This is a genomic window from Kitasatospora sp. NPDC041988 (assembly GCF_055588525.1).
In genome coordinates, this window is the sequence record NZ_JBVJCO010000055.1 from 46,370 (window position 1) to 57,223 (window position 10,854).

The following is a 10,854-nucleotide window of genomic DNA, read 5'->3' on the forward strand; positions in this document are numbered from 1 at the left end:
ATGGCGGTGATCGCGGTGGTCGGCGGCCCCGGGGCACCGGGCGCCACCACGACGGCGCTGGCGCTGCTGCTGGCCTGGCCGTTGCAGCCCGGGCGCCGCATCCTGCTCGTGGAGTGCGACCCGGACGGCGGCGCGGTGCTGGCCGGCGCGCTGGAGGGCCGGGTGGAGGCGGTCTACGGGCTGCGCAACCTGGCCGTCGCGGACCGGCGCGGGCTGCTCGCCCAGGCGCTCTGGGAACAGCTGATCGACCTCTCGCCCGAGGGGAACGCCGAGCGGCTGCTGCTGCCCGGTCTGACCGACCCGACCCAGGCGCCCGGGCTCGCCTACACCTGGGAGCCGCTGATGGAGGTGCTGCACGGGCTGGAGCCGCAGGGCTACGACGTGATCCTCGACCTCGGCCGCTCCGGCGCCACCGGGACCAGCGCCGTCCTCGCCCGCCGGGCCGACGTGGTCGCCGTCACCGTCCGCACCACCCTGCGCGGGCTGAGCGCGGTCCGGCCGCGGCTGTCCGCGCTCACCGAGGACCTCGCCACGGCGGGCACCGGGGCGGACGCGCTGGGCCTGCTGCTCGTCGCGGAGGGGCCGTACTCGGGCGCGGAGGTCTCGCGCGAGTTCGGGCTGCCGGTGCTCGGGCTGCTGCCGCACGCCGTGCGCACCGCCCGGGTGCTGTCGGACGGCGGGGACACCACCGACCGCCGCTTCATCCGCTCGGAGCTGATGCGGACGGCCCGCTCGGCGGCGGACGAGGTGCAGTTGCTGGTGCGTCGCCGCCGGCAGCGGCTGGCGCCCACGGCGGCTCCCGCGCCCGCACAGCTCGCCGCGGCGCCCGCGGCCGACGCCGGGGCGCAGCCGCTCACGTACGCGCCGCCGCCTCCGGCACCGCAGCCGTACGGCCAGGTGCCGCCGCCGGTGCCGCCGCTGATCGCCACCGGCCCGGTGGCGCCGCTGGCCGGGTTCGCGCCGCAGCCGGCCGCACCCGCGCCGTTCCCTGCACACGCCCAGCCGCAGCAGCCGGAGCCGACGTACCCGGGCCCGTCGGACGGGGGTCCGTCGTCCGCAGGTCCGCCATCGTCCGGGCCGTCGGCCGCCGGGGGCCTGTCCGACGCGGGCACGCCGTACCCAGGCATGTCGTACGCCGGCACGCCGTACGCAGGCACGCCGTACGCAGGGCCGTCGTCCGGGCCTCAGGACGGGCAGGCGTCCGGGTCGCCGTACGGGCCGGGGCCGCAGGACGGGGCGCTGTACGGCCCGGGGCCGCAGGACGGGCAGGCGGACGGCCGGCAGTACGGCCAGGGGCCCGCGCGGGAGTACGGCCGCGTCCAGCCGGAGCAGGACCGGCCGGCGCCGCCGTCGTACGGGCAGGGCCCGCAGCAGTCGCACGCCGGCTACGGGGAGGTACTTCGTGCGCGGTAGCCCCCTGCACCAGCATCCGGCGGCGGCCGACCCGGCCGCGCTGCCCTGGACGGCGCCCCAACCGGTCGTCCCGCCGGTCGTCCAACCCGGCCCCGTCGCGCCCGGCCCCGTCGTGCCGACGGGCGCCCAGCAGGGCGGCGCCGCGACGCCCACCGCCGTGCCGTCCCAGCTGCCCTCCCTCGACCGGCGCGGCGCCGGCACCCGCCCGGCCGTCGACCCGCAGGTGGCGCGCGAGCTCAAGCGCCAGGTCGCGGCCGAACTGCACCAGCAGATCACCCGGCTGACCGCCGCCTCCGGCACCGAACCGGACCGCGCCACCCGCCGCCAGCGCGGCCGGGCGCTGATCGAGGAGGCGGTCGCCCGCTGGTCCGACGCCTACGCGCAGACCCACGGCATCCCGCCCACCCGCGACCAGGACCGCGCGCTCGCCGAGGCCGTCTTCGACCTGCTCTTCCGGGCCGGCCGGCTCCAGCCCTACCTCGACGACCCGGAGATCGAGAACATCCTGATCAACGGCTGCGACGACGTCTGGGTCTCCCGGGTGCACCAACCCCTGCGCCAGGTCCCGCCGGTGGCCGACACTGACGCCGAACTGGTCGAGCTGCTCCAGGACCTCGCCCGCCAGCACGGCGGCGGCGAGCGCAGCCTCTCCACCGCCAGCCCGACCCTCGCGCTGCGCCTGGAGGGCGGCATGCGCCTCCAGGCGCTCACCGAGGTGACCCCGCGCCCGTACGTGGCGATCCGCCGCCACCGGGTGGCCTCGGCGACCCTGCCCGAGATGGTCCGGCTCGGCACCCTCGACTCCACCCTGGCCGCCTTCCTGGCCTCGGCGATCCGGGCCCGGAAGAACGTGATGATCACCGGCACCCAGGGCGTCGGCAAGACCAGCCTGCTGCGCGCGATGGCCGCCGAGATCCCGCCGGACGAGCGGATCGGCACCCTGGAGTCGGAGTTCGAGCTCTGGCTGCACACCCTCGGCCACCTGCGCCAGGTCGTCCCGATGGAGGCCCGGGAGGGCAACGGCGAACGCGTCGAGGGCCGGATGGCCGGCGAGCTGACGATCGGTGACCTCATCCCGGCCGCACTCCGGATGACGCTGTCGCGGATCATCGTCGGCGAGGTCCGCTCCGGCGAGGTCGTCCCGATGCTGCGCGTCATGACCAACGGCGAGGGCGGCTCGATGTGCACGCTGCACGCCCGCGGCCCGCACATGGTGGTCGACCGCATCGCCGAACTCTGCCTGGAGTACGGCTCGCACATGACCGACGCGCTCGCCTACCGGCTCACCGCCAACGCCGTGGACCTCATCGTGCACGTGTCGATGGTCGACGAGACGGCCGTCGGCGGCCGGCGCCACCGCTTCGTCTCGCACGTCCTGGAGGTGACCGGCCTCGGCGAGAGCGGCCGGCCCGCCCTCAACACCGTGTTCGGCCCGCGCCCCGAGCTGGGCGAGCCGCGCGCTGTCCCGCACACCCCGCCGAACTGCCTGGACGACCTGCGCCGGGCCGGCTTCGACGCCGCCCTGCTCGGCTCCCGGTACGGGAGTTGGGCCGAGCCGCTCCAGCTGCGGATCGGCGGTGGCCCCCGGTGATGCTGCTCTTCGCCCTCTGCGGCCTGCTGGTCGCGCTCGGCCTGGCCGCCCTGGTGGTCTGGGCCCGCGGCAGCGAGCCCGTGGAGGAGGGCACCGGGGCCGACGAGCCCGGCAGCCCGCTGGCCGGCCGCCTCCACGTGTTCTGGTACGGCGCGCCCGGCACCGCCCCGGCCCGGGTGGTGCGGCTGCGCCGGGTGCAGCTGCCGCTGGCGCTGGCCGGCGCGCCGCTCGGCTGGCTGTTCACCGGCATCCCGCTGACCGCGCTGCTGGTGCCCTGCGCCGTCTTCGGCCTGCCCTGGCTGTTCGACACCACCCGCCCGGACACCCACCGGATCGAGCGGCTGGAGGCGCTGTCCGAGTGGACCCAGCGGATCGCCGACGTGCTGCTGCTCGGTGTCGGCCTCAACCAGGCCATCGTCACCAGCCGCCGGACGGCTCCCGCCGCGATCGAGGACGAGGTCGGCGAGCTGGCCGCCCGGTTGCAGGCCCGCTGGCGGCCGGAGGAGGCGCTGCGCGCCTTCGCCGACAGCCTGGCCGACGCCACCGCCGACAAGGTGCTCGCCGCGCTGGTGCTGCGCGCCGGGGACAGCGGCCCCGGCCTGGCCCGGGCGCTCTCCGACATGGCCGACTCGGTCCGCGAGGAGGTCCGCCAGCGCCGCACCATCGAGGCCGACCGGGCCAAGCACCGCACCACCATCCGCTGGCTGGTCGGCATCATCGTGCTGGTCGTGGTGCTCGGCTCGTTCAACACCGAGTACACCCGGCCCTACAGCACCGTGCTGGGCCAGATCGTGCTCGCGGTGGTCGCCGCGCTCTTCGTGGCGATCATCGCCTGGATGCGCGCGCTGGCCTCGCACCCGCCGGTGCCGCGGCTGCTGGTGGCGGACCGGCGCAGCCGGACCGGTGGCCGTGGCCGCTCCGGCCGGCGTGCGGACGCCGATCCGGGCCCGGACGGCTCCGCCGACGAACAGTCACTCCTCGGGGAGGCCCGATGATCTCGCCCTGGTCCGTGCTGGCCGGCGCGGTCGCGGCCGGCGGCGTCGCCCTGCTGATCTCCGAACTCCGTCCCGCGCCGCCCGACCTGAGCCAGGCGCTGGACCGGCTGCACCGCACGCCCGCCGACCGGACGCCCCACCCGGACGAGCGGCCGCGCTGGTTCGACCGGATCGGCGAGCGCTCGGTCGGCGTACGCGGCGTGCGCATCCCGTACCGGGAGCTGTCGCTGATCGGCCGCACCCCGGCCCGGTTCATGGCCCACAAGCTGCTGTTCGCCGTGATCGGCCTCGTCCTGCCGGCCTACCTGGCGGCGATGGCGCTGCTGCTGGACATGGGCCTGCCGTTCGCGCTGCCGCTGGTCGTCGGGCCGCTGCTGGGCGGGCTGTTCTGGTTCGTCCCGGACGCCATCGTGCGCGGCGAGGCCAAGGAGGCGCGCACCGAGTACCTGCACGGCATCGCCGCCTACCTGGAACTGGTCGCACTGGAGCGGGCCGCCGATCTCGGGCCGGCCGAGGCGCTGCGCCGCGCCGCCTCGGTCGGGCGCGGCCCGGTCTTCCGCCGGATCCGGGACGCCCTGGACCGCGCCGCCACCGACCGGCTGCCACCGTGGGCCGGACTGGACGCGCTGGCCGTCGAACTCGGGCTGACCCCGCTGCAGGACGTCGCCGACATCATGCGGCTGTCCGGCACCGACGGCGCCGCCGTCTACGACACCCTGCGGGCCCGGGCGAAGGGCCTGCGCGGCGAGCTGCTGGCCGAGGACCTGGCCCGGGCCAACGCCGACAGCGAGCGGATGGTCGCGCCCGGGGCCGCCCTGACCCTGCTGATGACCGTCCTGATCGTCTTCCCCGCGCTCCACCAGATGCTCGCCTGAGCGGGCCGCACGGCACCTGCCTCACCGCCGAGCAGCTGACACCACACCCAACCCCGGGAGTTCCCGATGTCCGACCAGTTCAAGTCCCTGGTAGGCCGGTTGATCCGGCCCACGTTGCTACCCGTCCAGTTCGCCCTGCTGCTCTTCCAGTTCCGGGTCGGCCGGGTGAAGGCCGCCCGGGCGCGCGGCGACCGCGGCGCGATCAGCATCGAACTCGCCCTCGCCATCATCGCGCTGGTCTTCGTCGCGGGCGCCGTCGCGGTGGCGCTGTACGCGCTGAAGGACAAGGTCGTGAAGAAGGTCCAGCAGGACCCGAACCTCCCGGGCGGGGGCGCGGCCACGTGAGGCACCGGCCCCGTCGCCGCGGCGACCGGGGGTCGGTGAGCCTGAGCCTGGCCATCGTCTTCCCGGTCGTCCTGGTGCTGATCCTGCTCGTCGTCCAGGTGTCGATGTGGTGGTACTACCGCCAGGTCGCGCTCACCGCTGCCCGCGAGGGTGTGGACGCCGGACGCGTGCAGGGGAACCGCAGCGACGAGGCCAAGGACGAAGCGGCGACGAAGCAGGCCGAGGACTTCCTCGGCCGGCAGGGCGTCCGCGAGTACAAGGTGACGAAGGCCGGCAGCACGCCCGAGCTGATCAGGGTGACGGTCGAGCTGACCGCGCCCTCCGTCGTCCCGTTCCTCAAGCCGACCGTCACCCAGTACGCGGAGGCACCGCGCGAGCGCTTCCTGCCGCCGAAGGTGGTGCCGTGAAGCGGGTGGCCGGGCTCAGGGCCTGTCTTCGGGGGCGGGGGCGGCGGTTCGCGGCGTGGCGGGCCGCCCGGTCGGCGCGCGGGCGCGACGGCGGCGGCGTGGCGATCGAAGCGGCGATCATCGCCCCGGGCGTGGTCGCGCTGATCCTGGTCACCGTCGCCGCCGGCCGGGTGCAGACCGCGGCCGGCACGGTGGAGGCGGCGGCCCGCTCGGCCGCCCGGACGGCGTCGCTGGTGCGCAGCGCCGACGGGACGGACGCGCTGGTCGAGCGGACCGCCAGGGCCACCCTCCAGCAGCAGGGCGTCGACTGCCGGAGCAGCAGCGTCACCTGGAAGCCCGGCCGGCTGGAGAGCCACGGGGCCGTGATGGCCACCGTCGAGGTGACCGTGGTGTGCGAGGTGGGCCTGAGCGACCTCGTCCCGGGCCCCGGCATGCCCGGGACGAAGACGCTCAGGGGCAGCTTCACCTCGGTGGTCGACCGCTACCGGGGCGGGTGAGACGGGTGGTGCGGACGAGGTTTCCGGGCGGGGATTGGGGACGCCCCGGGCGGGGGAGACGCAAGCGGAGAGCTCCCGGGGGCGGGCAGGTGCGAGGCGGAGCGGTTCCGGTGGCGACCGGTGGGGACCGGTGGGGAGACGAACGTGCGGGAGGGGGCGTGATGGCGCGCAGACCCGGGGGAGAACGGCGGCGGGGCCGCGGCGTCCGGGGGTGGGCGCGAGGCCGGTCCGACCAGGGTTCGATGGCCATCTTCGTGGCGATCTGCGCGGCCTTCCTGATCCTGGTCATCGCCCTCGTCGTGGACGCCGGCGGCCGGTTGCGCGTCGCCGAACGCACCGACGCCTACGCCCAGGAGGCCGCCCGGGTCGGCGGCCAGCAGCTCGACGAGGCCGTCGTGCTCCGCGGCGAGGGGTACCGGGTCAAGGAGCAGTACGTCAAGGACGCCGCCGACAGCTACCTCGCCCTGTACCACCTCAAGGCGGCGGGCGTGGCGTTCTCGCCGGACGGAACGGCCGTCACCGTCACGGTGGAGGCCGACTACAAGCCGGCCCTGCTGGGCGAGCTCGGCAAGCAGAAGGTCACGGGCAAGGGGAGTGCCACCCTCGTCCACGGAGTCGAGAAAGCGGAGACCGACTGATGGTCGCGCCACGTGCCAAGGACCAAGCCCGCGCCGGACATTCGGCCCGCCGCGGGCCCGCTCGCCGGGCCGCAGCCCCGGCGTCCGGCCGTCGGCCGGCGCCGCTGCCGTCGCGCCGCGGCGGCCGGGGCGGTGCCCTGCTCACCGCCGTCGCGGCGCTGCTCACCCTGCTCGCCCTGCTCGTCGGCGTGCCCGCGCTGCTGCTGTACGGCACCCAGGCCGTCGCCGCGATGGGCGAGGTCGCGCCGGACGGCGTCGGGCAGGCGCTGACCGGCCCCGACGACGGGCGGCTCTTCCTCTGGCTGCTGGTGGTGGTCGGCTGGCTGGGCTGGCTCTGTTTCGCCGTCTCCGTCCTGCTGGAGATCCCGGCCCAGCTGCGCGGGCGGATCGCCCGGCGGATCCCGGCCTTCGGCTGGAGCCAGCGGCTGGCCGCCGGCCTGGTCGGCTCGGTGATCGCGCTGTTGCCGGTGGCCGGATCGTCCTTCGCCGCCACCCCGGACCGGGCCCAGTCCGCCTCCGCCCCGGCCCAGTTGACCATGGGCGCGCAGCGGGCCGCACTGCCCGCCGCCCAGGCCGCGCCCGCGCTCGCGCCCGCCGCCGACCAGCACCCCACGTACACCGTCCGGGACAGCCGGCCCGCCGACAGTCTCTGGTCCATCGCCGAGCGGCAACTCGGCTCGGGGGAGCGGTGGGTGGAGATCGCCAAGCTCAACGACGGGCGGTCAATGGATGCTTCGGGCATCCGATTCGACGCCGAGCGGCCGATCCAGCCCGGGTGGGAGCTGCTGATGCCGGGCGACGCCAAGGCGGACGCGGCTGCGGGCCAGGCCCAGGGCCAGGCGCCGGCGCCGGGTGCGCAGGGTACGCCGGGCGTGCCGCAGGCGGGGACGGCCGGGGGCGCCGGGGCCGGGCACGGCACGGTGACGGTGGCGGCCGGGGACAGCCTGTCGGCCATCGCCCAGCGTGAGTTGGGGGACGCCGAGGCCTGGCCGAAGCTGTTCGAGGCGAACAAGGGCGTCCAGGCGCCGGACGGGGAGCGGCTGACCGACCCGGACGTGGTGGTACCGGGGATGGTGCTGACGGTTCCGGGGGCGGCCGCGCCTGCTCCGGCTCCTGTGCCGGCTCCGGATCCCGCTCCCGCTCCCGCTCCTGTGCCTGCTCCGGCTCCTGAACCGGCTCCGGCTCCGGCGCCCGGGGCATCCGCCACGCCCGCGCCGTCCGCGCCGCCCGCCTCGGCTCCCGCCACACCGGCGCCCGCCACCCAGGCGCCCACCTCGCCGCCCACCCACGCCCCGGCCCCCGCCGCGCACGCCGAGGCGGCCCCGAGCGACGACTACACCGTCGCCCTCACCACCTCCACCGTCAGCGTGCTGCTCGCCGCCATGATGATCGGCACCGTCGCCCACAAGCGCGGCACCCAGCTGCGCGCCCGCCGCCCGCGCCACCGCATCGCCCTGCCGGCCGCGCCCGCCGCCGCCTTCGAGGCCGAGCTGAAGACCCGCCAGGACGACCGCGGCCTCGACCTGCTCGACCGCGCCCTGCGCACCATGGCGCGCAACACCGTCCGCGGCGGCAAGCGCCTGCCCGCCATCGTCGCCGCCCGGGTCACCCCCGGGCACACCGTCGAACTGCACCTCTCCGGCCCGGCCGCCCCGATCGCGCCGTTCCGCGCCGCTCACGCCCCCAACGTCTGGTGGTGCCCAGCCGACTCCACCGACCTGCTCTCGCCCTCCCAGGCCCGCAAGTCCGCCGCGCCCTACCCGGCCCTGGTCACCCTCGGCGCCGCGCCGGACGGTTCGGTGGTCCTCGCCGACCTGGAGACCGTCCGGCTGCTCCACCTCTCCGGTCACCCGGACGACGCGCGCGACGTGCTGCGCACCCTGGCCGTCGAACTCGCCCACAGCCCCCTCGCCGACCGGCTCCACCTGCACCTGGTCGACCTCGCCGAGGAACTGCCGATCAGCGGCCCGGCCGCCGAGCGGGTCCACCGTCACCCCACCCTGGAGGCGGCGCTTGCCGCCCTCGGCCCGCGCACCGCCAAGGCCCGCGCCACCCTCGTCGCCGCGGAGGCCGCCAGCCCCCGGGACGCGCGCAGCCGCGGCGAGGCCGACGAGTCCTGGGTCCCGGAGATCGTGCTCTGCGCCCACCAGCCCGACGGCGACATCCCCGCCGAACTCGGCCGCCTGCTCGACGCCCGCCCCCGCACCTGCGTCGCCGTGGTCACCCGCGCGCCCGAGCGCGGCACCGGCCCGGTCGCCCGCTGGACCCTGCCCAGCACCGGCCAGGCCACCATCCCCGGCCTGCACCTCACCCTGGAGCTGCAACGTCTGACCGGCCCGCAGTACGAGCAGGTCTCCGAGCTGCTCCGGGCCGCCGACGACACCACCCAGCACCCCGCCCCGTCCTGGACCCTGGACGGCCCCGGCATCGACCTTGAACCGGCCGAACTCCCCGCCCCCGTACCGGTCCTGGTGGCGGTCGGTGCCGGTGCCGGAGTCGGTGCCGGTGCCGTTGGTGGTGCGGGAGAGGGGGGCGGCGGCTCGGACGCGGCCGGCCCGCGCCTGCTCGCCCGGGTCATCGGTACGGGCGCCAGCCCGTTCGCGGGCACCGACCCCGCCGCGCCCGCCGGGTTCGCGGCGGGTGCCGCAGGTGGTCCGGGGGCGCGCTTCCTCGCCAACGGCCTCGGCCGGCAGGCCGGAACGGGATCGGGAGCCGGAGCCGGAGCGGGGGTCGGGACGGGAGCCGACGAGGACGCGGACCTGGACGAGACCACGCAGAACCTCCGTCTCCCGGCCGGGGCCGACGTGGTGGTGCCGGTCCAGTCCGTCCAGCCGGTGCCGCCCGTCCAGCCGGTGCCCGAGCCCGTTGCGCCCGCCCCCGAGCGCGCGCCGGAGCCCGTGCCGACCCACGACCCCGCACCCGCGCCCACCGGCGTCGACCCGCGCCTCCCCGCCCGTCCGGAGCCGTCCCCGGAGCCGGTCGCCGAGCCGGTCGCCGGTCCGTCCGTCGAGCCGGAGACCCAGCCGGCCTCCGGGCCCGCCGCCACCGCGCCGGTGGCCCGTACCACCCCCGCCCGCAGCGACAGCGACGACCTGCTCGCCATCCTCCGCTCCCCGGAGGCGCACGCCGTCCGGACCGCCCCCCGGATCCGGCTGCTCGGCCCGGTCGACGTGGCCGGCGCCGCCGGCACCGCCGAACCGGCCGTCCTGCCCCGGCTCACCGAACTCGCCGCCTACCTCGCCCTGCGTCCCGGCGCCGACCACAACGCCCTCGACCACGACCTCCACCCCGGCGCCGCCCACCTCGACCCGCACCCCACCGCCGCCGACGCCAAGAGCCCGCTGCCCGCCAAACTCGCCGACCTGGCCGCCTGGTTCGGCAGCTCGGCCGAGGGCCTGGCCTTCCTGCCCACCGACACCCCCGAGGGCTACACCTTCGCCCCGACCGTCACCTGCGACTGGGACGAGTTCCGCAGCCTCTACCGACGCGGCATGCGCAGCACCAGCGCCACCGCCGACGCGGCGCTCGCCCACGCCCTCGCCCTGGTCCGCGGCGCCCCCTTCGCCGAGGCCCCGCCCGCCGCCTACGGCTGGGCCGAGGCCGAACGGCAGGACATGATCGCCGCGATCGTCGACACCGCACACGAACTCGCCGCCCGCCGCCTCCAGTACGGCGACCACCGCAGTGCCGAGGCCGCCGTCTTCCGCGGCCTCGCCGTCGCCCCGGACGTCGAACTCCTGCACCGCGACCTCTTCTACGCCTACGCCTCCGCCGGCGCCCGCGACCAGCTCCTGCGCGCCGTCAACCGCCTCGACGCCCTGAGCCGCCGCACCGGCCGTGACCTCGACGCCGACACGGTCGCCCTGCTCCGCGACCTCCTGTCAGGGGCGTGACGCGGGGCAACGGCCGGTCAGGTGCGGGCGGCGTGGTCGGGCTTCGCCTTCGTTCACACGGACTCGCCCTTGTCGGCGATGACGTGGTGGGGGGGGGGGGGTGGGCGGCAGACGCCCAACCCCCAGCCACACACACAGCCCCCACCGGAGGCCCAACAGGTGCCCGCCCTGGTTCTTACAAAACACCGCACAGGGCCTCC

The 10,854-nt window shown here is 76.6% G+C and carries 9 protein-coding genes; all 9 read left to right on the top strand.

Annotation, left to right across the window (positions count from 1 at the left end; genetic code table 11):
* The 9 genes from ACZ6NC_RS36250 (at window position 1) to ACZ6NC_RS36290 (ending at window position 10,654) form a co-directional block, all read left to right on the top strand.
* Complete coding sequence (locus ACZ6NC_RS36250; RefSeq protein ID WP_465738136.1) at window positions 1-1,413, top strand: CpaE-like family protein; 1,413 nt, start codon at window positions 1-3, stop codon at window positions 1,411-1,413.
* Window positions 1,403-3,004: a CpaF family protein gene (locus ACZ6NC_RS36255; RefSeq protein ID WP_465738137.1), complete on the top strand. Its 1,602-nt coding sequence runs from the start codon at window positions 1,403-1,405 to the stop codon at window positions 3,002-3,004. Before ACZ6NC_RS36250 ends, ACZ6NC_RS36255 begins: the two co-directional genes overlap by 11 nt.
* Window positions 3,004-3,999, top strand: a complete 996-nt coding sequence (locus tag ACZ6NC_RS36260) for a type II secretion system F family protein (RefSeq protein WP_465738138.1) — start codon at window positions 3,004-3,006, stop codon at window positions 3,997-3,999. The genes ACZ6NC_RS36255 and ACZ6NC_RS36260 overlap by 1 nt, the downstream gene beginning before the upstream one ends.
* Window positions 3,996-4,874, top strand: coding sequence for a type II secretion system F family protein (locus tag ACZ6NC_RS36265; protein ID WP_465738139.1), 879 nt, complete (start codon window positions 3,996-3,998; stop codon window positions 4,872-4,874). Before ACZ6NC_RS36260 ends, ACZ6NC_RS36265 begins: the two co-directional genes overlap by 4 nt.
* A gap of 66 nt (window positions 4,875-4,940) precedes the next feature.
* Complete coding sequence (locus ACZ6NC_RS36270) at window positions 4,941-5,219, top strand: hypothetical protein (RefSeq protein ID WP_465738140.1); 279 nt, start codon at window positions 4,941-4,943, stop codon at window positions 5,217-5,219.
* A 35-nt stretch (window positions 5,220-5,254) separates the two neighbouring features.
* Window positions 5,255-5,626 carry a TadE/TadG family type IV pilus assembly protein gene (locus tag ACZ6NC_RS36275; RefSeq protein WP_465738141.1) on the top strand — a complete coding sequence of 124 codons (372 nt, stop codon included), beginning with the start codon at window positions 5,255-5,257 and terminating at the stop codon, window positions 5,624-5,626.
* Between the two features lie 98 nt (window positions 5,627-5,724).
* Window positions 5,725-6,123, top strand: coding sequence for a TadE/TadG family type IV pilus assembly protein (locus tag ACZ6NC_RS36280; RefSeq protein WP_465738142.1), 399 nt, complete (start codon window positions 5,725-5,727; stop codon window positions 6,121-6,123).
* Between the two features lie 242 nt (window positions 6,124-6,365).
* Complete coding sequence (locus tag ACZ6NC_RS36285) at window positions 6,366-6,761, top strand: hypothetical protein (protein WP_465738143.1); 396 nt, start codon at window positions 6,366-6,368, stop codon at window positions 6,759-6,761.
* Complete coding sequence (locus tag ACZ6NC_RS36290; protein ID WP_465738144.1) at window positions 6,761-10,654, top strand: LysM peptidoglycan-binding domain-containing protein; 3,894 nt, start codon at window positions 6,761-6,763, stop codon at window positions 10,652-10,654. Before ACZ6NC_RS36285 ends, ACZ6NC_RS36290 begins: the two co-directional genes overlap by 1 nt.
* The last annotated feature ends 200 nt before the right edge of the window (window positions 10,655-10,854 follow it).

What these genes read in the sequence shown, in the direction of transcription:
- ACZ6NC_RS36250 (WP_465738136.1), top strand. Translation starts at nt 1, where the DNA reads ATGGCGGTGATCGCGGTGGTCGGCGGCCCCGGGGCACCGGGCGCCACC.
- ACZ6NC_RS36260 (WP_465738138.1), top strand. Translation starts at nt 3,004, where the DNA reads ATGCTGCTCTTCGCCCTCTGCGGCCTGCTGGTCGCGCTCGGCCTGGCC.
- ACZ6NC_RS36265 (WP_465738139.1), top strand. Translation starts at nt 3,996, where the DNA reads ATGATCTCGCCCTGGTCCGTGCTGGCCGGCGCGGTCGCGGCCGGCGGC.
- ACZ6NC_RS36270 (WP_465738140.1), top strand. Translation starts at nt 4,941, where the DNA reads ATGTCCGACCAGTTCAAGTCCCTGGTAGGCCGGTTGATCCGGCCCACG.
- ACZ6NC_RS36285 (WP_465738143.1), top strand. Translation starts at nt 6,366, where the DNA reads ATGGCCATCTTCGTGGCGATCTGCGCGGCCTTCCTGATCCTGGTCATC.
- ACZ6NC_RS36290 (WP_465738144.1), top strand. Translation starts at nt 6,761, where the DNA reads ATGGTCGCGCCACGTGCCAAGGACCAAGCCCGCGCCGGACATTCGGCC.